The sequence below is a fragment of the Serratia sp. JSRIV006 genome (assembly GCF_019968685.1).
Lineage (GTDB): Bacteria > Pseudomonadota > Gammaproteobacteria > Enterobacterales > Enterobacteriaceae > Chania > Chania fonticola_B.
The window spans coordinates 705,395-728,525 of sequence record NZ_CP074137.1 but is presented as its reverse complement, the minus strand read 5'-3'; the positions used below and the strand labels follow the sequence as shown (position 1 = coordinate 728,525).

20 protein-coding genes are annotated in these 23,131 nt (G+C 51.9%); 10 read left to right on the top strand and 10 right to left on the bottom strand.

The features are described from left to right. The first annotated feature begins 118 nt into the window (after nucleotides 1-118). Nucleotides 119-1,690 (top strand): RNA repair transcriptional activator RtcR, encoded by a 1,572-nt coding sequence (gene rtcR, locus KGP16_RS03325; protein ID WP_223500830.1) that lies wholly within the window; start codon nucleotides 119-121, stop codon nucleotides 1,688-1,690. A gap of 35 nt (nucleotides 1,691-1,725) precedes the next feature. Here rtcR and KGP16_RS03320 read toward each other — a convergent pair whose 3' ends face one another. After that, the gene (locus KGP16_RS03320; protein ID WP_037376596.1) at nucleotides 1,726-2,208 is read right to left on the bottom strand and encodes a hypothetical protein; all 483 of its coding nucleotides are present in this window, start codon (nucleotides 2,206-2,208) and stop codon (nucleotides 1,726-1,728) included. A gap of 119 nt (nucleotides 2,209-2,327) precedes the next feature. Here KGP16_RS03320 and idi point away from each other — a divergent pair, with 119 nt between their 5' ends. From idi to KGP16_RS03285, 7 genes are all read left to right on the top strand, one after another. Continuing rightward, on the top strand, nucleotides 2,328-2,882 hold the full coding sequence (gene idi / locus KGP16_RS03315; RefSeq protein WP_094982197.1) for an isopentenyl-diphosphate Delta-isomerase: 555 nt from the start codon (nucleotides 2,328-2,330) through the stop codon (nucleotides 2,880-2,882). Between the two features lie 200 nt (nucleotides 2,883-3,082). Then, a complete protein-coding gene (locus KGP16_RS03310; RefSeq protein ID WP_094982198.1) occupies nucleotides 3,083-5,236 on the top strand; it encodes a carbon starvation CstA family protein in 2,154 nt (717 codons plus the stop codon). Nucleotides 5,237-5,305: 69 nt separating this feature from the next. Next, nucleotides 5,306-5,509 carry a YbdD/YjiX family protein gene (locus KGP16_RS03305; protein ID WP_021179159.1) on the top strand — a complete coding sequence of 68 codons (204 nt, stop codon included), beginning with the start codon at nucleotides 5,306-5,308 and terminating at the stop codon, nucleotides 5,507-5,509. A 23-nt stretch (nucleotides 5,510-5,532) separates the two neighbouring features. Beyond that, complete coding sequence (yjiA, locus tag KGP16_RS03300) at nucleotides 5,533-6,489, top strand: GTPase (RefSeq protein WP_223498850.1); 957 nt, start codon at nucleotides 5,533-5,535, stop codon at nucleotides 6,487-6,489. A gap of 339 nt (nucleotides 6,490-6,828) precedes the next feature. After that, a complete protein-coding gene (locus KGP16_RS03295; RefSeq protein ID WP_021179157.1) occupies nucleotides 6,829-7,092 on the top strand; it encodes a CopG family ribbon-helix-helix protein in 264 nt (87 codons plus the stop codon). After that, on the top strand, nucleotides 7,092-7,376 hold the full coding sequence (locus tag KGP16_RS03290) for a type II toxin-antitoxin system mRNA interferase toxin, RelE/StbE family (RefSeq protein WP_071784895.1): 285 nt from the start codon (nucleotides 7,092-7,094) through the stop codon (nucleotides 7,374-7,376). The genes KGP16_RS03295 and KGP16_RS03290 overlap by 1 nt, the downstream gene beginning before the upstream one ends. 73 nt (nucleotides 7,377-7,449) lie before the next feature. Next, a complete protein-coding gene (locus KGP16_RS03285) occupies nucleotides 7,450-8,679 on the top strand; it encodes a lysozyme inhibitor LprI family protein (RefSeq protein ID WP_209554782.1) in 1,230 nt (409 codons plus the stop codon). Between the two features lie 49 nt (nucleotides 8,680-8,728). Here KGP16_RS03285 and KGP16_RS03280 read toward each other — a convergent pair whose 3' ends face one another. Genes KGP16_RS03280 through KGP16_RS03270 form a run of 3 tightly spaced genes read right to left on the bottom strand, consistent with a single transcriptional unit; the run spans nucleotide 8,729 to nucleotide 12,377 of the window. After that, a complete protein-coding gene (locus KGP16_RS03280; protein WP_021807871.1) occupies nucleotides 8,729-9,913 on the bottom strand; it encodes a M20 family metallopeptidase in 1,185 nt (394 codons plus the stop codon). Continuing rightward, on the bottom strand, nucleotides 9,906-11,153 hold the full coding sequence (locus KGP16_RS03275) for a Zn-dependent hydrolase (protein ID WP_179252859.1): 1,248 nt from the start codon (nucleotides 11,151-11,153) through the stop codon (nucleotides 9,906-9,908). The genes KGP16_RS03280 and KGP16_RS03275 overlap by 8 nt, the downstream gene beginning before the upstream one ends. A 3-nt stretch (nucleotides 11,154-11,156) precedes the next feature. Continuing rightward, nucleotides 11,157-12,377 (bottom strand): hypothetical protein, encoded by a 1,221-nt coding sequence (locus KGP16_RS03270; RefSeq protein WP_021807869.1) that lies wholly within the window; start codon nucleotides 12,375-12,377, stop codon nucleotides 11,157-11,159. 445 nt (nucleotides 12,378-12,822) lie between these two features. On the opposite strand from KGP16_RS03270, the gene KGP16_RS03265 reads away from it, so the two are divergent. Continuing rightward, a complete protein-coding gene (locus tag KGP16_RS03265) occupies nucleotides 12,823-14,136 on the top strand; it encodes an FAD-binding oxidoreductase (RefSeq protein ID WP_059199609.1) in 1,314 nt (437 codons plus the stop codon). A gap of 27 nt (nucleotides 14,137-14,163) precedes the next feature. Here the strand turns inward: KGP16_RS03265 and KGP16_RS03260 are convergent, their stop codons facing one another. The 6 genes from KGP16_RS03260 to KGP16_RS03235 all read right to left on the bottom strand — a co-directional run bounded on the left by KGP16_RS03260 (nucleotide 14,164) and on the right by KGP16_RS03235 (nucleotide 21,181). After that, on the bottom strand, nucleotides 14,164-14,844 hold the full coding sequence (locus tag KGP16_RS03260; protein ID WP_021807866.1) for a hypothetical protein: 681 nt from the start codon (nucleotides 14,842-14,844) through the stop codon (nucleotides 14,164-14,166). An 8-nt stretch (nucleotides 14,845-14,852) separates the two neighbouring features. After that, nucleotides 14,853-16,442, bottom strand: a complete 1,590-nt coding sequence (locus tag KGP16_RS03255; RefSeq protein WP_223500829.1) for a fimbrial protein — start codon at nucleotides 16,440-16,442, stop codon at nucleotides 14,853-14,855. A 14-nt stretch (nucleotides 16,443-16,456) separates the two neighbouring features. After that, a complete protein-coding gene (locus KGP16_RS03250) occupies nucleotides 16,457-18,826 on the bottom strand; it encodes a CS1-pili formation C-terminal domain-containing protein (RefSeq protein WP_371822663.1) in 2,370 nt (789 codons plus the stop codon). A gap of 228 nt (nucleotides 18,827-19,054) precedes the next feature. Continuing rightward, nucleotides 19,055-19,738 (bottom strand): hypothetical protein, encoded by a 684-nt coding sequence (locus tag KGP16_RS03245; RefSeq protein WP_094982201.1) that lies wholly within the window; start codon nucleotides 19,736-19,738, stop codon nucleotides 19,055-19,057. 65 nt (nucleotides 19,739-19,803) lie between these two features. After that, nucleotides 19,804-20,400 (bottom strand): common pilus major fimbrillin subunit EcpA, encoded by a 597-nt coding sequence (locus tag KGP16_RS03240; RefSeq protein ID WP_021807862.1) that lies wholly within the window; start codon nucleotides 20,398-20,400, stop codon nucleotides 19,804-19,806. 202 nt (nucleotides 20,401-20,602) lie between these two features. Beyond that, nucleotides 20,603-21,181, bottom strand: a complete 579-nt coding sequence (locus KGP16_RS03235; RefSeq protein ID WP_037376594.1) for a LuxR C-terminal-related transcriptional regulator — start codon at nucleotides 21,179-21,181, stop codon at nucleotides 20,603-20,605. Nucleotides 21,182-22,390: 1,209 nt separating this feature from the next. On the opposite strand from KGP16_RS03235, the gene KGP16_RS03230 reads away from it, so the two are divergent. After that, nucleotides 22,391-23,128, top strand: coding sequence for a LuxR family transcriptional regulator (locus KGP16_RS03230; protein WP_223500827.1), 738 nt, complete (start codon nucleotides 22,391-22,393; stop codon nucleotides 23,126-23,128). Nucleotides 23,129-23,131 lie beyond the last annotated feature (3 nt).

Sequence of the window (23,131 nt, the reverse complement as noted above, 5' to 3'; positions counted from 1 at the left end):
ATTAAAATCACAACATATTGATATTTAACCAATAAATAATTAATCAAAGATAACTGGCGATGATGCCAACAAGTCGTTATTTTATCTTGCAGGATAGTAATTTATCGCAAGGGATAATATGAAGCGCAGAGTTGTGATCGGCGTGCTGGGCACCACGCTGGATAAACGTGGCAAACGGGAAAACCGCTGGAACAAGTGGCGGCCAACGGTGGGGCTGTGCCAGCAGCCAGACTTGCCGATCGATCGCCTGGAGCTGCTACATCAGCCACGCGATAAAGGTATGGCGCAGCAGGTGGCGGAAGATATCGTGGCAGTTTCGCCAGCCACTCAGGTGGTATTACAGGAAGTAGCACTCAAAGATCCCTGGGATTTGGAAGAGGTGTACAGCGCCTTTCTGGATTTCGCCAGCCGCTATCCGTTTGATACCGAGAACGAAGACTATCTGGTGCACATCACTACCGGCACCCACGTGGTTCAGATCTGCTGGTTCCTGCTGACCGAGGCACGCTACCTGCCTGCTCAACTGCTGCAAACCGCTCCCGGTGAAAAAGCCGATCGCCCGTCCCCGCAAGGGATCTACTCGGTAATCGATCTGGATCTCAGCCGCTATACCGCGCTCACCAGCCGTTTCCTGCATGAACAACAGCGTTCGGTGTCGTTCCTCAAAGCCGGTATTGAAACGCGCAACGCCATCTTTAACACGCTGATCGACCAGATTGAACGCGTGGCCCTGCGTTCCAATGCCCCCATGCTGCTCACTGGCCCCACCGGAGCCGGCAAGTCCTTTTTGGCCGAGCGTATCTACCAACTGCGGCACTCGCGCCATCTGGTGAAAGGCCGTTTTGTCGCGGTGAACTGTGCCACCCTGCGCGGCGATAACGCCATGTCGACCCTGTTTGGTCATGTGAAAGGGGCATTCACCGGAGCATTGCAGGCGCGGGCGGGCCTACTGCGAGAAGCCGACGGAGGTGTGCTGTTCCTTGATGAGATCGCCGAGTTGGGATTAGACGAACAGGCGATGTTATTGAAAGCCATCGAGGAAAAAACCTTCTTCCCGTTTGGTGCCGATAAAGAAGCCAGCAGCGACTTTCAACTGATTGCCGGTACCCACCGCGATATGCGCGACTGGATAGCCCAAGGCCGTTTCCGTGAGGATTTATATGCCCGTATCAATATGTGGACCTTCCCACTGCCGGGCCTGGCTGAGCGCCGCGAAGATATCGAGCCGAACATCGATTACGAGTTACAGCGCTTTGCCCGCAGCAACCAGACGCAGGTCCGTTTCGATAAAGACGCCAGACAGCGTTACCTGGCTTTTGCCCGTTCCCCGCAGGCAGCTTGGCGCGGAAACTTCCGCGAACTGGGATCTTCCATCGCCCGCATGGCCACGTTGGCGGAGCAAGGACGCATCAATCTGCCGCTGGTCGATGAAGAGATAGACCGGTTGAAATCCCATTGGCAGGGGAATACCACTGAGCAACACCCCGTCGAGCTGGCCAATATCGATTTGTTTGAGCAAAGCCAGTTGGAGACAGTGCTTAAAGTGTGCCGAACCTCCCCGTCACTTTCCGAAGCGGGTAGACAGTTGTTTGCCGTCTCGCGCCAGCAGAAAAAGCAGCCCAACGATGCCGACCGGTTGCGTAAGTACCTGGCGCGCTTTGGTCTGAATTGGGACGAGGTCCGAAAATAGAGGCTGAATGGGCACCGTATGCAGCGCCGGTTTAACTATTTTAGCCCCAGATACGCCTTTGCCACCGCCATATCATTGAAGGTGATATCAACCGCAATAGGCGGTTGCCCTTTGCGATAGAGGAAAGCTCCCCAACCGCCCTCATCTTCCGAGTCCGGCTGTGGTTTTTGGCTATCGAAGATCATCCGTTGGTCTTTACCCAACGTAAAGATCAGATAGCGTTTGTCGGTGCTCACCACCTTCACATGTAGCGCTTCAAAACTTTGGGTGATCTCGCTGGCATAATAAGACCAGTCGTCCATGGCGGTAGAGTAATCCATCGCCTGTTCCGAGTTTTCATCGGCAAACGTTTTAAGCTCAGGCTGGATCAGCACCAGCTCCGTTTGCTGCATTGCAAACGCATCCTGTGCGAGCGTTGGGTCATAGGGGCTATAAAGCGTAACCGGGGCCGCAAATGCCATGGCGCTACTTACCGCCAGCACCAGGGCCGAAAGGATACCGAAATTCCGTTTTCTCACGTTCACTCCTGAATGTTCCATTAACCCTCATCGAAACAGAGAGATTATCCCAATATTTGATAGTCGCCCAGTTTTGCCTATAGTAGCAGTCGTACATCGCGATTAAATTGGAATCTTCAATGACCCAGCAGCATGTCGTTTTACTTGATGAACAAGGTCAACCCACCGGCGTGATGGAAAAATATGCGGCCCACCAGCAACAAACGCCCCTGCATCTGGCTTTCTCTTCCTGGATCTTCAACCCGCAGGGCGAGTTGCTGATCACCCGCCGAGCGCTGAGCAAAAAAGCCTGGCCCGGCGTTTGGACCAACTCGGTCTGTGGCCATCCACAGTGGCAGGAGAGCACCGAACACGCCATCGAGCAACGTTGTTTGTATGAAGTGGGCCTGAGCGTGGAACAGATCACCGCCGTAGACCCCGATTTCCGCTACTGCGAGACAGACGCCTCCGGCATTATGGAAAACGAAATCTGCCCGGTTTACGCGGCATTGGCTACGGGTGCCGTTGCAGCCAGAGCAGATGAAGTGATGGACTTCCACTGGGTAGATTTACCCGCTTTGATCTCTGCGGTAACGGCAACCCCCTGGGCTTTCAGCCCTTGGATGGGGCAGCAGTTGGCGAATGCCAAAACGGAGCAAAACCTGATCGCCTTCGCCACTCACACTTCGGCCTAAACCACTCACCCCGCCATTCCAACCGTTCGCCAGCGTATAAAACCGCTGGCTGAAATTCAGATGTCTTTCCCTATCCAGCCTGGCAATGATGAGCTGTTCCTAAACCTGACCCTAACCAGGGGAAGACGCTACAGCTAAATGTCCGACATCTAAGAATCGGATTTATCACTCAATTTTTGCAGATAGGATAAGGATACCTCATGAAACGCGAGGGGATTTTAAAACACCTCCCATGGATGCTGCTGGGGATACTCGGGGCTTCCTGCCTGGGTGTCATCGCATTGCGCCGTGGTGAAAGCATTAGTGCACTGTGGATCATCGTTGCTTCGGTAGCGGTCTACCTGGTGGCTTATCGTTACTACAGCCTCTACATCGCCACCAAGGTGATGCAGTTGGATCCCACCCGCGCCACACCGGCGGTGGTGAACAATGACGGTCTTAATTACGTCCCGACTAATAAAAACGTGCTGTTCGGCCACCACTTTGCGGCGATCGCCGGTGCGGGCCCGCTGGTTGGCCCAGTGCTGGCGGCACAGGTCGGTTATCTGCCCGGTACGCTGTGGCTGCTAGGCGGCGTGGTGTTGGCAGGGGCGGTACAGGACTTTATGGTGCTGTTTATCTCCTCACGCCGTAACGGCGCCTCATTGGGCGAGATCATCAAAAAGGAAATGGGTCCAATCCCTGGCACCATTGCGCTGTTTGGCTGCTTCCTGATCATGATCATCATCCTGGCGGTGCTGGCGTTGATCGTGGTGAAAGCCTTGGCCGAAAGCCCATGGGGCGTGTTCACCGTCTGCTCCACCGTGCCAATCGCACTGTTTATGGGCGTGTATATGCGCTTCCTGCGTCCTGGCAAGGTGGGTGAAGTATCGATCATCGGTATCGTGCTGTTGATCGCCTCCATCTGGTTCGGCGGAGTGATTGCCCACGACCCATACTGGGGCCCGGCGCTGACCTTTAAAGACACCACCATCACCTATACGCTGATTGGTTATGCCTTCGTTTCTGCCCTGCTGCCGGTATGGCTGATCCTGGCTCCGCGTGACTATCTGGCTACCTTCCTGAAAATCGGCGTGATCGTCGGGCTGGCGATCGGTATCGTGATCCTCAACCCAGAGCTGAAAATGCCTGCGGTTACGCAGTTTGTTGACGGTACCGGTCCGGTCTGGAAAGGCACCCTGTTCCCGTTCCTGTTTATTACCATTGCCTGTGGTGCCGTTTCTGGCTTCCACGCGCTGATCGCTTCAGGTACCACACCGAAACTGCTGGCCAATGAAATGGACTCTCGCTTTATCGGTTATGGTGCCATGCTGATGGAATCCTTCGTTGCCATCATGGCGCTGGTTGCGGCTTCTATCATCGAGCCTGGCCTGTATTTCGCCATGAACACCCCACCGGCGGCTCTGGGCATCACCATGCCAGACCTGCACCGTCTGGGTACCGAAGATGCGCCGATGATCATGGCCTCACTGCGTGATGTTTCCGCGCATGCTGCCGCAACCGTCAGCTCCTGGGGCTTTGTGATTACCCCAGAGCAGATCCTGCAAACGGCCAAAGACATCGGCGAACCTTCGGTACTGAACCGTGCCGGTGGCGCGCCAACTCTGGCAGTCGGTATCGCTCATGTGTTCCACCAGGTCATCCCTGGCGCGGACATGGGCTTCTGGTATCACTTCGGTATTCTGTTCGAAGCGCTGTTCATCCTGACCGCTCTGGATGCGGGTACCCGTTCTGGTCGCTTTATGCTGCAAGACCTGTTGGGTAACTTCGTGCCATTCCTGAAGAAAACCGATTCGCTGGTGGCCGGTATTGCCGGTACCGCGGGCTGCGTTGGCCTGTGGGGTTACCTGCTGTATCAAGGCGTGGTCGATCCATTAGGCGGCGTCAAGAGCCTGTGGCCGCTGTTCGGTATCTCCAACCAGATGTTGGCTGCCGTAGCGCTGGTCCTGGCCACCGTGGTATTGATCAAGATGAAGCGCACCAAGTACATCTGGGTAACCGTGATCCCAGCCGTTTGGCTGCTGATCTGTACCACCTACGCGATTTGCCTGAAGCTGTTCAGCGACAATCCGCAGTTGGAAGGTTTCTTCTACCAGGCCAGCCTGTACAGAGACAAAATAGCCGAAGGCGGTGCTGAACTGACCGCACAGCAGGTTGCCAACATGAACCATATCGTGGTGAACAACTACACCAACGCCGGTTTGAGCATCCTGTTCCTGTTGGTGGTGTACAGCATCATCTTCTTCGGTATTAAAACCGCCATGGCGGCGCACAAAAACCCGAAACGTACCGATCAGGAAACGCCATACGTGCCGGTTCCTGAGGGTGGCGTCAAAGTTTCGTCGCACCACTGATGGTGATTTGATGGATACCCTGCATAATGATAATACGTTATGTAGGGTATTTTTCTTTGGAGTAAACCCATGTTCGGAAACCTCGGCCAGGCGGGTAAATATCTCGGGCAGGCAGCACGCATGTTAGTGGGCGTGCCTGACTACGATACCTACGTCCAGCATATGAAAGACAACCATCCGGACAAGCCGGTGATGACCTATAAAGAATTTTTCCGCGAACGCCAGGATGCCCGCTACGGTGGCGATGGCAAAGGCGGTATGCGCTGTTGCTAGTTAAGTAAGTACAAGGACCAGGCATGAAACCCATTGCAGTCACCATCCTGACGGGCTTTTTGGGCGCGGGCAAAACCACCCTGCTGCGCCACATTCTAAATGAAAACCACGGTTACAAGATTGCCGTCATCGAGAACGAATTCGGTGAGGTGCCGATCGATAACGCACTGATTGGCGACCGCGCCAGCCGCATCACTACCCTCAGCAACGGTTGTATCTGTTGCAGTAAATCCAACGAGTTGGCAGACGCGCTGCTGGATCTGTTGGACGGCGTCGATCAGGGACAACTGGAATTCGACCGGCTGATTATTGAATGCACCGGCATGGCCGATCCCGGCCCGATCACCCAGACCTTCTTCTCGCACGACGTCATCGGCCAACGCTTCCTGCTGGACGGCATTATCACGCTGGTGGATGCGGTACATGCCGATCAACAGTTGAACCAGTTCACTATCTCGCAGGCCCAGGTGGGCTATGCCGACCGTATTCTGCTGACCAAAACCGATGTGGTACCGGATAACGAAGCGCTGATCCAACGTTTACAGCTGATGAACGCCCGCGCGCCGGTCTATAAGGTGACGCACGGTGATGTCGATCTCGGCGTGCTGTTTGATATCGAAGGCTTTGTGCTTAACGATAAGCTCAACCTGGCACCCCCCGTTTTCCGCCGCATTCCGCAAGCGCAAAATAATATCCAGTCAATCGTGGTGTATCACGACCAGCCGCTGGAGCTGATGCAGATTTCCGAAGTGATGGAAGGCTTATTATTGAAGTTCGCCGATAACCTGCTGCGCTACAAAGGAATTTTGTCGATTAAAGACGAACCGCGCCGCCTGTTGTTCCAGGGCGTACAGCGTCTGTATAACGCCGACTGGGACCGCGAATGGTTACCGGAAGAAGAGTGCAAAAGCACGATGGTGTTTATCGGCATCGATTTACCGGAAGACGAAATCCGCGCGGGGTTTGCTGCGCTGGGTTGAACGTTGGGGGCGATGTTGGTTGTTAAAGCCGCCAAGTCGCCTTGCTTCCATAGAGCTATTACATAGATACAATGAAACCACTGCCAATCTATTGTAGATAAGTAATAAAATCGAGTAAGGATAGAGCAAAGACTTTACGCTAGCCCTCATAATCTGCAAGTCTCTGCCGCATTTTGCGATCACAATTCCAACCAATGGAACAACTTCTTGTAAATCCATCCAGTCTGTTTTTTGCGCGGATCTATTGCGGTATTGTCTCCCCAATGAAAGCGCCCTGTCATTTTCTTCAAGGCAATAAAAAGGTATATACTTAGTTAGTACCTTGATGAGGATTTATCTATGAGTAAACAGGCCGTTTTTACCATGAAGCTTGAAGCCGAACTACGCGATACTTTTATGGCTGCCGCCGAGGCGGAGCATCGCCCAGCATCACAAGTTGTTCGTGAGCTTATGCGACAATATATTGAACGCCATGAGTATCGCCATTTTTTGGAAGAAAAAGTCAATGCAGCCCGTCAATCTATAGCGAACGGGGAGAGTGTTGAACATGAAGATGCCAAGGCTATTTTTGCAGCGCGAAGGGCAAAAGTTAAGGGTAACTAGTGAGAGTTCATTGGACGAAACAGGCGCTTGATGACAGCGAACAGATATGGGATTACCTTGTCGAAAAAAATCCCGATGCAGCCATCAAGATGGACGAACTGTTTGAAGCCACAGCCGAACGCCTCGCAGCATTTCCTTTCATGGGGCATGAAGGGGAAGTTGTTGGAACACGTGAAGTTTTTCCACATCAAAATTATCGCTTAGTGTACGAAATTCAGTCAAATACAGTTTGGATAGTCGCTTTGGTTCATACATCTCTGCTTTGGCCTAGAACAACTCCATAGGTGTTAGAAAACATAGGCGATAAGCTAAAAATAGTGACTGGGCGAACCAATAGACAACCAAAAGGAATTCAGCATGACAGTCAGGCTTCAACGCGCTAACTCTCTCCGTGATACAACATTGGCCAGCCATGCTTTATCGCGCTTATTGCTCTGCCTATGCCTGGCGTTCGGGGCCAACACGGCGGTGCAAGCCGCTTCTTTCGATTGTGAGAAAGCCACCAGTGATATCGAACATAGCATCTGCAATAGCCCAGACCTTAGCAGTCTCGACAGCCAACTGACCGAAAATTACCGGTTAGCAATGGCAAGCCTGCCAGGGGATCAGGCCGACGCGTTACGCACCGAGCAGCGTAACTGGTTGAAGCAACGGGATGCCTGCAACGGTCAGGAAAGTTGCCTGAGCGATTTATTTAGCCAACGCGCCGCCCAGTTGCAGAACACTGCCAAGCAGGCCGCCTCGGCGCTAGATAACATCATCGCCAGCATTCCGGCAGACCCGGTTACGGCGGCACAGCAGTTGCAGCTTTATCGCGGCCCGCTGGCCTCCGCCTGGCTGATTTACCTGCATCAGTTTGCGCCCACCAGCAAGGTCACGGATGCCGAGGTACAAACCAGGCATCAAAGCGTGATCAAGGCGATGAACGACGACACATTCTCCCAATCCGTGTTACGTGATATCGAGAACGATCCCAAGACCGGCCATGATGTCGCTGTTTTAACGCTCTTACGCATGACCATTGAGCGAGCCGGCTACGAAAACGCCGATGGCCGCCCCTATGCGCACTGTTTTATCTTCAAGCAGCAGGGCGCAGCGGCTTATGAAGCCTTTGGGGCGTTATATGGATCATCTCGTGATTCACAGGCTCCCATTTGCTCGCCGCAGGGCGATCTGTTTGAACGACCGGCCTGGCAGCAACTTACCAAGGCAATAGAACCGATGATTGGCAAGGCCAGTGAGAATTCCGGTACCATCCGCTTTGCCAGCTATGCCGATTGGGCCATGTTCCGCCTGCGCGCCACCGTCTCCCCCGAGGATTTCCTCAAGCCAAGCCAGAATACGCCAGCCACGGGCGATCCTGCACAGCTAATCCGCAGTTGGTCTGACGATAAGGTTTGGCCGCAAGCACAACGCGAGCAACTGCTTGTCGCCATTGAACCGGCGCGTCTGGCGACCATGGGCTGGTTGCAAACCGAGAAACATTTCTCGGCTAGCGATGCGGCCAAAGCTGCCGATGCGATAGTGAACACCTGGCTCAGTGACAGAATGGACTTTATCGGCGAGATGAGCGGGCCGGAGGACTGACTGATAAATGCGGTGAGGGGGATCTCACCGCACGCAATTTTGCCCAGGCTTAAAACGCATCCTGCTGCAAGTAGCTCCATGCATACTGCGCATACAGCTCCGCGCCGGTCGCCATCACGTCTTCGTCGATATTGAAGCAGCCGTGATGGTGCGCCCAGTCGGTGCCTTTCTCCGGGTTGCCGCAGCCCAACAGGGCAAAGCAGCCGGGGATATTTTCAATAAAGAAGCTGAAATCCTCACCGCCAGTCGTCGGTTTCTCGGCAAACAACACCTCGTCGCCGAAGGCCGAGCGCACTACCGATTGTGCCAGCAACGCGCTGCGTTCCTCGTTGATCACCGGCAAGGTGCCGTAAGTGTATTCCACCTGTGCGGTCGCGCCATAAATGGCCGCGGTATGCTCTGCGTAACGTTCAATCGCCGCCTTGATACGCTCACGAGCCTCGACGTTAAAGCAGCGCACCGTGCCGTCCAACACCGCATTTTCAGCAATCACGTTAAACCGGGTGCCGACTTCCATTTTGCCGATGGTCACGACTGCCGACTCTAACGGCGAAGTTTCACGGGAAACGATCGCCTGCACGTTCATCACGAAGGCCGAAGCAACGACCGCTGCATCCACACAGGCTTCTGGCATTGAGCCGTGGCCGCCGCGCCCTTTGAACTTCACCTTCAGCAAATCCGCAGAAGCAAAAGTAGAGCCAACATTACAAGACACCTTGCCCGATGGGCTGGTGGTCCAGATATGCATGCCAAACGCGTTATCTACGCCTTCGATCGCGCCCTGCTTCACCATTTCACGCGCGCCCTGGGCAATTTCTTCGGCAGGTTGGAAAATAAGCCGCACGTTGCCACGCAGGCTTTCACGGTTTTCATACAACGCTTTCGCCGCCGTCAGCAGCATGGCGGTGTGGGCATCGTGCCCACAGGCGTGCATCTTGCCGTCGGTTTGCGATTTATAACTTAATGAGTCGTTGAGTTCCTGCACCGGCAACGCATCCATATCGGCGCGTAAGGCCACGGTCTTGCCAGGCTGCCCACCCGTAATCTCGGCAATCACGCCCGTTGGCGTCGTCAGACGATAAGGAATACCAATCTCCTCCAGCGCTTGCGCCACCTTCTGGGTGGTACGCACCTCTTCCCAAGGCAGTTCCGGATGAGCATGCAGATCGCGACGGAACGCAATCATCGCCTCCACGTGGGCTTTAATGGATTGCGCGATAGCTTGATTAGTCATAACTGCTTGCCTCTGTGATCTCTTTTACCGTTTGAAAAATAACGTCGATGCCTTTCTGAATTTGCTCATAGTCGGTCCACTCGTCGGGGTGGTGGCTCAGGCCGTCCTTGCTGGGAACAAACACCAGCCCCACGTCGGTGATACCGGCAAAAATCATCGCATCATGTCCGGCTCCGCTGACCATAGTCCGGTGGCTCAGGCCCAGCGCTTCACTGTGTTTTTGCAGCTGGCTGTGGATACCGCTGTGCAGACGCGTCGGCTCTACCAGCAACGGTTGTTCAATCTGGCAGGCGATCCCCGCCCCGGCCTGCTGTTGGATACAGGCTTTGGTTTGCTCAACCACCTGTTGCAGCTTATCCAACCGCTTGGAACGGATATCGACGGTGAAAATCACCTTGCTCGGTATCACGTTCGCCCCGTTAGGGAACACCTGAATTTTCCCCGTGGTGGCGACCGTTTCATCACCGGCCTCGCGGGCAAAATCGCCAACGCGAGAGATCACCTGGCTGGCAGCCACTAGCGCATCATGGCGGCGATCCATCGGTGTGGTGCCCGCATGCCCGGCCTTACCGGTGATGGTGACAACCAACTGAGTGATACCGACGATCACGTCTACCAGACCAACGTCTAACCCTTCCTGTTCCAGCACCGGCCCTTGCTCAATATGCAGTTCGATAAACGCCTTGAGGGTTTGCGGCTCCCGCACCACGCTGGCCACCCGATCCGCATCAAAACCGACTTGCGCCATGCACTGTGCCGCCGATTGCCCCTGGCTATCGCGCAGACGATGCAGCTCTTCAGCATCCACCTTACCTGCAATCGCACAGGAAGCCAGCAGGCCACGGCCAAAGCTGGCCCCTTCCTCTTCCACCAGCGCCACCACTTCTAGCGGGTAACGCGGCAATAACCGATGTTCTTGGAACAGCTTGGCCACTTCCAACCCCATCACCACTCCGGCAGGGCCGTCGAAAGCGCCACCGTTGGGCACAGAATCAAAGTGGGAGCCGATCATCACGCTCGGCAATGCCGGGTCCTGCGCCTGGCTCTTACCAAAGATATTGCCGATGGCGTCCTCACATACGCTGAGGCCCGCTGCCTCCATCTGCGCCTTGATATAAGCCCGCGCCTGTTGGCCTTGTGGGCTGTAACTCATACGCGTCGTGCCTTCGCCCGGCGTAGCCGTAAACTCGGCCAGTTGTTCCAGATGCTGCTGAATACGCAGCTGATTTGCATAGCTCATGACTTATCCTGCGATTGGGGTGATGTAACCGACCATAACGCCTGCCAGCACCACGGAAACCATCGTCACGGAAATAAATCCGCCGACCAGCATCGGTGCCAACATGTGGTGCGTCAGGATCTCACGCTCTTTTTCGTCTTTGGTCAGCGCCGTTATCGCTTCGTTGGTGATGATGTAATCCGCCGGGAAGCCATACATCGCCGTCAGGGAGATCGCGAAGGCCATCTCCATGCTGACGCCAAGGAATTTACCCACGATCCACGAGACGACAAACATGCCCACCACCGCCACGGCGATCAGCACCAGCATCGGGAATACCAGCCGCAGCAACATTTCCGGGGTTGCTCTGTTCAGGGTGTCAAAGATAAACAGCATCAGCCCCATCACCGCAAACCCGAAGCCGTTGGCCTTCTGCAACGGTTGTTTTTCCAGGAAACCGATCGTGGCGGCCACTACGCCAAACAGCAAACACAGCACGAACGGGCTGATGGTGACCACCGGGGCCAGCAGGTCTGATACCAGATAAGCCAGGTAGCCTACCAGCGCCAGACGCAGAAACTTGAAGTAGCTGGTATTGTAATGAGCCGGGATCAGGCCAAACATACGCGGCATTTTTTCTTCCGCGCTGACCGTGGTTGGCATTTTATCGGCTGGCAGTAGTGCGGCAGATTCGTGCCATTCGCCATTGCGATATTTTTGCAGCACGCGTTTGCCTTCCCGCTGCAGCATGATGGCGGTTAACGGATAACCGGCAAACCCCTGCATTACGTAGATCAGGATAGCGAATACCGAGAGATCAACCAGGCCCGCGCTGGCAGCCCCCTTAGACATGATCAACGCCGAAACGATGCCACCAACCAATGGGGGAATGGTCACGATGGCGGTGTTCATATCAAACATCAGCATGCAGGTCGCAAACACGGCGGCGATAATGCCAGCAATCCCCGACAGCGAGATCACAATGGTTTTCCATTGCCGCATCAGCTCAGGTACCGAGAGCAGCGTCCCCATGTTAGTGATCAGCAGATACATCAGCATCACCGCTACCGCCGGTGTGATACCGGCCAGGCTGACGATATCCTTCGGAAAAAACGTCCAGTAGCCGAACAGGAACAACACCGCGCAGACAAATACAGAAGGGATCCAGGCTTTAGTACGCACGGATACCGCATCTCCCAGGTATAAAATCACCATTACAATCAAAAGCGCTAACATCTGTGACATAGAATATTTCCGTTCTTATATTTTTTAGAAGTCCGTTTAGGATAGTCAAATCCACTAAGTTACAATAATAATTCAGTTAACAACTCTACCTTACTGGGCGGAAATGACCGATTTTCAGAAGAAAACCTCAAGAAATGGGGCATTCTCACCAATTCCGATACTAAACAGCTATGGCAGGGGAATAAAGGAAAAAATCAGAAATAAATCTGCTGAGTGATTTTAATTTCTGCCATAGAGGATCCCCAGGCCGCTCTCTCCACCCCATTGGCAAACTACAGCAATCCAATGAGGTGTCTCAATGCTTAACGGTTGCTTATAAATAACTGACCGTCAATAAATTGGGGTGAATCAGCAACGGCTGAATCTGCTGGTTCAGCCTGGCTAAATGTTTTATAACCCTATTTAGTGACCTTGAGTGGCAAACATTTTGAAAAGGACCTTGAGTTTGAAATATGCATCAGTGCCGTTAAATCAAAACCAAAATGGCTGGTTAAAACCTGACCTGCGCCCGACCGTTTACCCAACGCTGATCGGCGATACCGAGGCCGACTGGGTGGTCGTGGGCTGCGGCTTTGCCGGGATTTCCTTCGCCAGACGGCTGGCCAATCAAGATCCTAAATTGAAGATCCTCATCGTTGATTCAGCCTGCGCGGCTGAGAGTTCTTCGGCTAGAAATTCAGGGTTTATTATCGGATTACCCCATAATATTGGCAGCTCTACGGCGGAGTTGAAAAAAGCCCAGTCGTATCGCTCTTTATTACAAGAAGGGATCAATCAATTAACCCAGCAAATTGAGCAACAGGGGATCGAATGCGAATGGGAGAATGCCGGAAAATATCACTGCCAGGTTGATGCGACTAATCAGCGGGTGCTCAAAGAATATACCGATAATCTCGATACCATGAACGAACCCTATCAAATAATGGATAAGGAGGCGCTGTATCGAAAATTGGGTACTCGTTTTTACAATAAGGGCATCTATACCCCAAGCTCGATCCTGGTTAATCCTGCCAGCCTGATCGTCGGCCTGGCAAATAATCTGCCGGACAACGTGACGATGTATAACCATACCCCGGTGATGGCGATCCAGCACGGTAGCGTGACGCAGGTGGTTACCCCCTTTGGCACGATTAAAACAGCCAACGTGATGTTAGCCACCAACGCCCTCTCCAGGGAACTGGCTCCGGTTACCAGCCAGCAGGCGGCAATGGCTACTTTCGCCAGCATCACCGCACCATTAACCGCAGAGCAACGCCAAAAGCTGCCAACCATGAACAGTTGGGGGCTGACACCGGTCAACGCGATCGCTGGAGCAACGGTGCGCTATACCCAGGATCATCGTTTCCTGATCCGCCAACATGTGACGCCAGCCTTGAACGGCCGGATCACCGCTGCACAGACCTATCAAGCGACCCTGTTGCATCAGCAGATTTTCAACAAGATATACCCGCAGCTGAGGGATGTGCCGCTGACAAGTACCTGGTCTGGCACCATCAGCGTCACCCGTAATGGCGCGCCGGTTTGGGGCGAGTTGAAGAAAGGCATTTATACCGCCGGGGGCTGTAACGGCGCAGGCGTGTCCAAGCAAACCATTGCCGGGACGTTATTGGCGGACTATGCGCTAGGGATCGACCATCCGCTGATTGGCGCGATGCAGGAACTCGGTAAGGCAAACTACCTGCCGCCTTCGCCAGTGCTGGATATTGCGATTGGCGTTTCTTTGATGAAAGAGCGCTACCTGGGGCGCAAGGAAGTCTAGCTTTGGTGGTGAACTGGGGTGGGGATCCTATCCCTGCCCCTGCTCGAAACACTGCTCCCCAAGACGCTGATACTTGTTGAACCCGATAATAAACTTGCGATTCTGCCCACGCAGATCGGCACCACGATAGCTTTCCCCCGGCAACAGATTGAACACCTTGGCGGTGTCATCCTGCCCGTCGCAGCCCTGATGGATCATCACGCGGAAATAGGTATTGCCGGTGTTTTTCAACACCCCGGCCAGCGGATCATAGTGATAAGTGAAACGCATCTTGCGCGGGCGAATTACCATGATGGTATCTAGCGCCATGGTCGGGGATACCAGCGGTGTCTTGTCTCCCCCCTGCATCTCCATCAAGTTGGCCGGGATCTCCTGGATCACTATGCGATAATAGCGCTCGCGCTCGTCCGCCGGGCCGCGATAGAAGATCTTGAAATATTCCCACGCTCCCGGCTCCAGTATTTTGCGCAGTGGGGTATAGAGCAGTTCGCCCTGTTCTAGGGGCTGAGGTTGTTCATCAACCCCCGGTTTGGCAATCCGATAGGCAGCGATCACATACAGATTGGTCTCTTTGGTGTTGTTAACAAACTGGCGCGAGAAGAAGGTGCGATCGCTCTCCAGAGTAAATACTCCGGACGAGAGATAAATCGCCTGCGCCGGAAACGCCAACATCAGCCCCGCTAGCCACCACCCTAGTCTTATCGTCATTTTCGATCCTATTGGATATCAGGGCCGGTCCAGACCGCTCTGACCCTTACCTCACCGGTGGCGCTGACAATCCCCATCCAATCCCGCCCATCCAGGGTCCACATTGAATTGCCCTCATTCATCGGGAAGCTGAGAGACAACTCGGTGCGATAAAAGCTGCCATCGTTTTGTGAAGGAACCGGCCAGGCGGTTCTTACCCAACGAGCCGCATTCAGGCTGATAGGTGCATCATCACAGCTGGCACGCGTACGGACAACTTGCCCGACGTTGTCGGTATAAGCCAGATAGGCCGAGAACGGCACCCTAAGCTTACCGTCGGTAGAGGAAAAGACGCAGTACGGGCGCCCATTGACCTGCCCTGCCGGACCGTAAACCTGCGCGGTAATGCTATCAGCCTGCCTTGGGCCAGAGGTAGTCACAATATAGTCGAACACGATCGGCGGTTCTGTGCTGCCGACTTTGCCTTCACGCTTGGGATTAAGCACCAGGTCTTTGGAGATAATGCTAATCCCATAATCGCGCGGGATCAGCAAGATAGTGTTCGAAGGCGAGAATTCGTAATATCCGGACTGCGGTGCCACCGTACTGGTAAACAGGAAAGTGAAGAAATCCTGGCTGTGGCTCAGATCCACACCCCGATCGATCAGGTTCTTCAGGAAGGTCTGCGATAAAAAGACATAAATACCGCCGCTACCGGCTTTGATCAAATTCGCCGCGTTGGTCGTGGCGCTGTAGTTCACCCAACCACTGGCACCATCGGCACTCAGGCGAATGGTATTTGCCGCAGGCGTAAACCCAAGCGCAGCAGTGTTGAGCTTCATGTTCATGCGCATCGGCGAAAGGGTACTCCCCTGCATCTGATAAGACACCAGCTTACAGATCGCGCCACTCAGTGAGCCAATGTAGCCCACAGAGCAGAACTGAGAACCCGTTCCCATCACCGGATTGCCATTGCTGTCGATAAAAATTTCCTGCAGTGCGTTGGTAGATTCCAACTGCAAATTACCCGCTTTGGTGATGGTGAACTCATGGCTGGTCTGCGAACCACCTACGCTGATGCAGCTTTGCCCTGCTGCAGGGTTGTAGTCCGTGCGGGTAGAGCAGAAACGGTATTTATAAATTTCCGTCGAGCCTACCGACACATTTTTAAAATACTCATAAGCCGAATCAGAGAAAATACCACGCCCATAACGCGCTTCACCGCTGCTGGTGTTAACCGCCACGTGATAAACGCCATTATCACCAATATAGCCCGGCAGATAACCGTTCGAGGGGCAACCGCTACCATTATTCATACAGCGGTTACCAATAAATGGCCGAGCGATGGGAGAATCCTCCAGCCAGATATCGGCGAACGAATTGGTCTGGATCAGCCCGGTATAGCCCATATAGCCCAAACTGCGTTGGTCGCCTGACGCATATTTGGTAAACGCGTTGGCCCCGCTGAAACGGGGATCGGTGCTCTGTGGCGTGATGAAGTACTCTCCATCCACCTGATTTTCGATAAAGAAATAACTGTTGCTCACGTTGGCCGCCTGGCTAGAGAAGGCAGCCAGCATCAGTACCCCAACCAACTGGCAAATATTACGCAGTTTCATGTCACACCCTTTGCTCATCGTTGTGCCAGTATGGTCTGCACGTTGCACACCACATCGCCGACCCACTTCACGCCCTTGGCCTTGGCCAAATCCAGATCGACTTCGCAAATGCCATTATCTGGCATGGTCAATGACACGCTCGGGTAGCGTTTATCAACGTCCATCTGGAAGGCGCCCGTCGCATCCGTAATGGTTTTACCGATGTGGTTACGCACAGCGGCATTGGCGATCGCCCGGCCATTTTCCATGGTCATACGGCCGAACACCGTCACTAACTGTTTCACTTCCGGCTCATAAACGGCGACGTTGCCCGGATACAGCGTGACATTGCGAGTGCGCCCCTTGACGATGTCAAAGCTGTCCATCGAGTTTTTATCGTTCATCAGTTCAACCTTGTAGCTCGAGTACGGCGGCAACGGGATAAAGTTATTCTTACCGCTCAGCGGATAGCTGCGGCCATCGATCTGAGCCGACAGCACCGCATCGTCGATGAAGCCGGTTTTTACCAACACCCCAGATTTCTCCTGAATACCGCTGGCGGCGAAGTTCTTATCGCTGTAGGCCACTGCACCGCGCGCAGTCAGGTTGCCATTGAGGCGATTGTTGTCAGGCCGTGAGAGCGACAAGGTGCCCGCGCTGTATTTGGTATCGAAGGCAGCATAGCCAGAGGCCGAATAAGCGCTGTCACCGTTGTGCTTATCCTTGACCAGCTTGGCCAGGTTGAAACCGGCAGAGGTAAACGCCGAGTCATCGAAGCTCTTGTTGCCGGCCAGGTTGGCCCGCACGTTGCCATTGTTGGAAGACACACCGGTGCTTAACCAGGCGGCCAGTGGCAAGGAGAAGTCCAACGAGATATAGCGCTGGTTGGTGCTATTGGACTGGAAATCATAGCGATAACGCTGGATACCGGCGCGTAGATTGACCGTGCCATAACGCCCGGAGAATAGTGACGTGGAGTATTCCAGATTGTTAGAGGTACTGCGTTCGCGCTTATCTACCGTGCGGCTAAGCGTAAGCTGCCCACCACGTTCAAAGAACCGGCTCAGGCTAAGGGTTCCGCCATAGGAATAGCTGTCCGACTCATAGACCGGCAACTCCTTACCGATATGGCTCTTCTCCCGGTTGGCCCACACGCTGCCGAAGCCTTTCGGTAGCATAAGGCTGGCGCTTAAAATATTGCGGTAACGCCCGCCCTGCGACAGCAACCCCTGCCAGCCCAAGCTCGCGAACTGGTTCACGTTGAGGTTGATCGAAGTTTCATTCACCACCTTCTTGTCGAAGGTATAGGTCGAGGTTTGCACTGCCAGGCCAAATATCGCCGGAACCGAGGCGATCTTGAGAATTTCCGGGATCGACATGGCCGCCGACGCCCCTGCCAGATAGGTTTCGTTGGTGGTGCTGCCATTGGTGCGGTTATTGCGGCTGTCGTAATCAACATATCCGCCATAGAGCTGCCAGTTAAGTTCTTGCGCCACGCCATTATTGCCAGAGAAGGCTTTGTTGATCGTCTGGCGCATACGCGAATGGGTTTTGCCGTCGATCACCACATCGACATCAACGTCATAAATCCCATACGGCAGACGGCTGGTATCAACCTCAAAGCTGCCCATCGGGAAATTCTGGATGTTCAACAGACGCCCCTGCCGGTAGATATGGACTTCACCCGCGCTAGGTAAGAATACGGTAATTGGCGTTAGCGAATATTGGGTATTCTGGATCTGGGTAGCGGACTTATTGCCATAGGTGACGCCGTACACCTTGCTGGAGTTAAGTGCCGATAGGTTCCCCAACGATTGCAGGTTCCAGGTGTCAACCAAGCCAAATGCCAGACGGCGTCCGCTCATGTCCCGCTCATACATGGCGCGGTAAAGCTGAGAATCCTGCTGGGACTCCCCAATACCGTAAAACGAGCCGTTCACATTGAAATGATGCTCCGCAAAGCCGAAGGTGTTATCCAGGGTCAGATAGTTATTCGAGGTGTTCTCGCCCTTTTTTAACTGCGAGCGGTAAACACCGAGATCGTAATTTAGTACCGAACTGAAATTCGGCACCGAAGAGAGTCCCAGAAGACTCGTTCGTGGGATAATTGCGGTCCCCAAGCTTTTTTCACTCACGTCCAGCGTCAGTACAAATGAACGGATATTCAGGTTCAAATCGGCATCGGACGAAACGGCAATATGGGTATTTTGATCAAAGAAACGATCTTTCAGACCACGGATCAATGTCTGGGTCGTCTCGGCCAACGTTGCCCCTTCAGACTCTTCCGCCAGCGTAATTTCTCTTATCATCAGGCGGTCTTTTTCCAGCACCACCAGCGCATCCGCTACCTTTTGTTTTTCTTGTTGGTTGCCACCTTTGTAACGTAGCAATACAGGAATAGTCATACCTTCGGTCAGCGCCTGACCAAATACCCCCGGGATAAGATAATTTCCTAAACGAACATCCTGTAGGTTTCTGGCGTTAGCCTGCATAGACATCAGAGCCGCAGCAATACATAACGCTACAGCCTTGGTTCTTGTCCTTAAGATGAAATTATTACCCATTTGCTTCCCCAAATAGCCTCCTAACCCACACCTGGAAAACATTTACGATGCAGGTAATGAGTAAAGAGGCTATTTCACGTTGATATAATCTTCGTTGTGCCAAATGCCAACGCTGAGTTTTTGATTATTGATATCAACAAATTTCAAATGCACGCCTAATCCCGGCATAACGTAATAACGCTCACGGCACCCTTTATTTTTCTCTTCACTGGTCTGTGGCTGCTTACAGGGACCAAATGCCACCACGCGGAAAGAGCTGTTTCCGGTGTTATAAGCAACACCATCTCGGTATTGATAATCGAACTTATCCTTCCGTGGTGTGACGACCATAATGGTGCTTATGGTTGCCGAGGTGGTTGCCGAAGCGGATTTTTTGGTCTTTGACAGCCCCTCTTCGGTAACCGGATTATCATTCCAGATTAAACGGTAATAACGCTCTTTATCGTCCTTAGGCCCGTAATAGAAAACGCGGAAAACATCTTTCCCCTTGCCGGGCAATATCAGGTTGGATGGCGTGGCCATTATTTCCTGCTTGCTCTCCATTGGGATCACTTTGCCACCTTCCATCGGGGAGGAAATACGCTCGACCCTCAGGCTGACCAGACGGGCATCATCCACGGTATTAATCACCTCCTTGGCGATAACGCTCTGCTCAGGGGAAATGATTGATGTAATCGCGCCAACGTTAATTGCACCGGCGTGAGTACAATAAAATAGTGCTGAGCACATCAGCGTAGGAAACCATCTGTTCATCATGTATTCCATAAGGATCGGGGCTATTCACCCCAATCCTGACTACGTTAAGACAACAAAATCACTTACAGGGTGGTGAAAGTACCGTCCCAAGTTGCTGTGAATTCAACGTTTACGTTGCCATCCCAGTAACCATCGGTCAGGTCTTTGAACGCCGTATCAGCACCGGCAACGGTCGCTTTCGCGATATCAAAGGCGAACACGCCCTGAGTGCTGGTACGGTTAGCACCAGCATAAGCACTTTCCATAGCCAGAGCAGACAGGCCAGCGCTGATGCCTGCTGAAGTATCGATCATCACCATATCGCTGCTTTCAGACAGTGCTTTGCCGTTCCACTTAACGCCAACGGTCAGCGCAGAGTCATCGCTTGCGCGGTTCAGGGTGTTGGAGATGATTTTAGAGGTCAGTTTGAAATCACTCGCGCCAGACTGGCCAGCGATGGTGATATCGAACGCGCCGTCTTGAGAGTTAAAACGCTCCAGACCTTCTGCGTAATTAAAGGTCAGTGACTTTATCGGGGTAACAACCAGCATGCTGCTGGTATCTTTAATGGCTTTTGCATCCCAAGACGCTGTCGCGTTCGCAGTACGAGTGTCCGCATTAGCCAGATTAATTGTTCCCAACGCTGAAGCTGCAATCAAAGCCAGAGCTAACTTCTTCATAAAATTTCTTCCTTTATTTATATCAATTAATTTCCCGCCAATATTTACTGGCGTGGCACAATAAATGCGACACAAGGGCGCATTCGAAAACTAAAATTTTCGAAAAGGTCCTACGGCAATTAAACAACGAAATATCTGCGATATAAAATCACCGCATATTTCATTTAATTTTTATAGCCCTATGATAATAGGTAGTTATAGTTTATCTGACAGAGTGATAGGCCTGAGTGAAAATATCATTCATTTTAGTCAACCCCATCTTGCCTAAAATATTATGGCGCAGGGCATAAACCGTTTTAGGACTAAGCCGCAACCTGTTGGCGAGATCGCCCACGGTGACACCATGTATCAGAGTACGTAATAAACATATCTCACGCGAAGACAGCCTGACTTGCGATGTTGAAGAAACCCGCTCCCCGGCAATAACATGATCGATTTTAGCAAAAATGTCACTGGACTCGCCCGTTCTCTGGATCACAGAATCAACCTGCCGAAACATGCTCTTATAATAATTGGCCAAGGGTAACAGGTAACTATCGGTGACCAGCACAATGCGATTACAAGCAGAATACATTAGCCAGTCCTGCTCCAGAAAAAGGCGCAGGTTAGCTAATTGAAAGTCAACAAATACGACTTTGAGTTGCTCCGGGGAAGTATTAACTGAGTTACAGTAACCTACGATGCCTTCACGGAAATACTTATTGGTATCTGGCCAGGTTAAAGGTCTTTTTGATGGAGAACCGGCCTGCGGCAGGCACCCAAAATCCAATATATTTAGCATAAGGATCCCTTCCTTTCTTTACTATATTACCAACTCCATTACGCCGTTGGATGAGCAGAATACCATTTAGCAAAACTAAGTTATTTCTTAATTTTCAAAACAATATTAATGGCTAAAAACAATTATTCAAAATCGGTTAAAACGATCGCGAATGGCTTTATTCATCGATAATACCTATCAAGTTGTTATTATTCATTATGAAAACTCCTAGGATTAAGAGTATACATTTTAGTTTAAAAAGTTAATTAGGAAGCTCATAGTCAACTAAGAATATTCTTTATACACCCACACTTTATAAATAAGCTTTTTCTTAAAAAATGCTGGTACAGCAGTAGATAAAGGGTATTAGCGGACGAATAACGCACAAGGATGATCAAGAACATTTCCATAAAAGTAACACTATAACGTGTTGCTTAGCTCGCGAATCAGAATAGTCTCACCCCCTCCCGTTTAACAGACACGACAGTGCAACATAATGGCAACGAAATGAGCATTTAATGAGCGATTTAAGGGTCTTTATTTGTGATTAAAATCACTTTTTTCATTGAAAAAAATCCGTTTTATCTCATGAGAGCCCGTCTGAGAGCGGTTTTAAGGCCGCCAACCCGATGCTGAGACCTCACTTTTTAGCTATCGGTGAAGATCAAGCTTGGATCCCCATGGCAACTATCTATTGATCAACGCAATGATATCAACAGCCCGATTAGCGGCTTATAGCAGTCTGCAAACAGCAATAACGCGGACTCGAGATGCATATATTGAGGTCCTACAAGAGTTTTTCGTTAGAAAAACAGGCTCATAACTGATCAAATAATGATCAAATAATAGTGGATGACCAATGCAGCCCTGAGTAACTACCTCAGATAATGCCAAGAGTGAGGAGCAAGAATATCAATACAGATACCGGGCTGCTGCAATGATCAACGTAAGGCAATACTAATCCTAGACCGAATAATGGTGATAGACAGCCAAAATCCGGCACAGAGCACTTGCCTCAACCAAGAAGATGGCTTTAAGATAATGGCAGTAAAAATTTCCCTGGTGTTGGCCAATGTGGCAACCTGACCCAACGAGGTCAGGTTTTTTTTGCTATTTTATCGAAAATAACGGGAAAGCCAGTATATTATCTGGCGTTCAACAACGGCTAGATTAAATTATTACCCCACAAGTTATGTTAGTAGCGTTATTATTTCATATTGAGGTAATTTGATGTCTACATTTTTCTGTGCTAGCCAAGATGAAAAAAACGCTTTTAAAAACCATCTGGATAAACAAATAGCGGAATTTGGCGATTTCAAATACGCCCATTTGATACTTAACAAGAAAGACTTTATGGAGACATTGATAACCTCCAGTTATCCAAGCCAATGGATTGATATCTATAAAGAAAGGAACTACCAATGCATCGATCCCGTGGTACTCTCCGCCCTGCAGAGAGTCTCTCCATTTCCTTGGGATGAAAGTACACCAATAAACCCAAGGCTAAAGCCCTCAGATATATTCAGCCATGCAAAGAACTATAATATTACCACTGGCTATACCTTTGTATTGCATGACCACGATCATAATCTGGCGATGCTGACGCTGACGCTTAATGACAGTAAATCCATCGATATAGAGGGCCAAATTCACCCTAACAAAGCCCGTTTACAGATGCTGTTGGCTAACGTTCACGAAAGGTTCGCCACCCGCCTCCAGGAAACCGCACGAAATAATCGCGATAACTCCAGCGAAGAGAAAGCCCCCCTGACAACGCGGGAGAACGAAGTGCTCTATTGGGCCAGCATGGGTAAAACCTATCAGGAAATTGCCATTATTTTAGACGTGAAGGTCCGTACGGTAAAATTCCATATTGGCAATATTGTGAAAAAGATGGGCGTGACTAATGCCAAACATGCCATCAGGCTGGGGGCAGAGTGGCAGCTTGTCAAACCGATCACGCGTTGAAAT

Coding starts and splice junctions, on each gene's coding strand:
- rtcR (WP_223500830.1), top strand. CDS start 119: ATGAAGCGCAGAGTTGTGATCGGCGTGCTGGGCACCACGCTGGATAAA.
- idi (WP_094982197.1), top strand. CDS start 2,328: ATGACCCAGCAGCATGTCGTTTTACTTGATGAACAAGGTCAACCCACC.
- KGP16_RS03310 (WP_094982198.1), top strand. CDS start 3,083: ATGAAACGCGAGGGGATTTTAAAACACCTCCCATGGATGCTGCTGGGG.
- KGP16_RS03305 (WP_021179159.1), top strand. CDS start 5,306: ATGTTCGGAAACCTCGGCCAGGCGGGTAAATATCTCGGGCAGGCAGCA.
- yjiA (WP_223498850.1), top strand. CDS start 5,533: ATGAAACCCATTGCAGTCACCATCCTGACGGGCTTTTTGGGCGCGGGC.
- KGP16_RS03295 (WP_021179157.1), top strand. CDS start 6,829: ATGAGTAAACAGGCCGTTTTTACCATGAAGCTTGAAGCCGAACTACGC.
- KGP16_RS03285 (WP_209554782.1), top strand. CDS start 7,450: ATGACAGTCAGGCTTCAACGCGCTAACTCTCTCCGTGATACAACATTG.
- KGP16_RS03280 (WP_021807871.1), bottom strand. CDS start 9,913: ATGACTAATCAAGCTATCGCGCAATCCATTAAAGCCCACGTGGAGGCG.
- KGP16_RS03275 (WP_179252859.1), bottom strand. CDS start 11,153: ATGAGCTATGCAAATCAGCTGCGTATTCAGCAGCATCTGGAACAACTG.
- KGP16_RS03270 (WP_021807869.1), bottom strand. CDS start 12,377: ATGTCACAGATGTTAGCGCTTTTGATTGTAATGGTGATTTTATACCTG.
- KGP16_RS03260 (WP_021807866.1), bottom strand. CDS start 14,844: ATGACGATAAGACTAGGGTGGTGGCTAGCGGGGCTGATGTTGGCGTTT.
- KGP16_RS03255 (WP_223500829.1), bottom strand. CDS start 16,442: ATGAAACTGCGTAATATTTGCCAGTTGGTTGGGGTACTGATGCTGGCT.
- KGP16_RS03250 (WP_371822663.1), bottom strand. CDS start 18,826: ATGACTATTCCTGTATTGCTACGTTACAAAGGTGGCAACCAACAAGAA.
- KGP16_RS03245 (WP_094982201.1), bottom strand. CDS start 19,738: ATGAACAGATGGTTTCCTACGCTGATGTGCTCAGCACTATTTTATTGT.
- KGP16_RS03240 (WP_021807862.1), bottom strand. CDS start 20,400: ATGAAGAAGTTAGCTCTGGCTTTGATTGCAGCTTCAGCGTTGGGAACA.
- KGP16_RS03235 (WP_037376594.1), bottom strand. CDS start 21,181: ATGCTAAATATATTGGATTTTGGGTGCCTGCCGCAGGCCGGTTCTCCA.
- KGP16_RS03230 (WP_223500827.1), top strand. CDS start 22,391: ATGTCTACATTTTTCTGTGCTAGCCAAGATGAAAAAAACGCTTTTAAA.